This window comes from Corallococcus praedator (assembly GCF_003612125.1).
In the GTDB taxonomy this organism is placed as follows: domain Bacteria; phylum Myxococcota; class Myxococcia; order Myxococcales; family Myxococcaceae; genus Corallococcus; species Corallococcus praedator.
Genome location: NZ_RAWI01001190.1, coordinates 1 through 420, shown reverse-complemented (window position 1 = coordinate 420; position 420 = coordinate 1). Strand labels below are relative to the sequence as shown.

Sequence of the window (420 nt, the reverse complement as noted above, 5' to 3'; positions counted from 1 at the left end):
GCCTGGAGATCATCATCAGCGACGAGCAGGTGAAGAGCGTCTTCGTGAACGTGTTCGGCGGCATCACCGCTTGCGACGCGGTGGCCAACGGCATCGTCCAGGCGTTCGAGCTGCTGGGGGCCAAGGGCGAGCACGTGGACATCCCGCTGGTCGTCCGGCTGGACGGCAACAACGCCGAGCTGGGGCGTCAGATCCTCACCGACGCCGCCCTCCCGGGACTGGAACAGGTGGACACGATGGACGGAGCGGCCCGCCGGGCCGCCGAGCTGGCCGCAGGCTGAGGGGCGAACTGACATGGCGATCTTTCTGAACAACGAGTCCAAGGTCATCGTCCAGGGCATGACCGGCTCCGAGGGCCGTAAGCACACCCAACGGATGCTGACCTCCGGCACCAACATCGTCGGCGGCGTCACCCCAGGC

The 420-nt window shown here is 67.1% G+C and carries 1 pseudogene; it reads left to right on the top strand.

Annotated features, from left to right (window positions below):
* A pseudogene (gene sucC / locus D7Y13_RS43685) lies at positions 1-281 on the top strand (succinate--CoA ligase subunit beta); the annotation flags it as partial.
* Positions 282-420 lie beyond the last annotated feature (139 nt).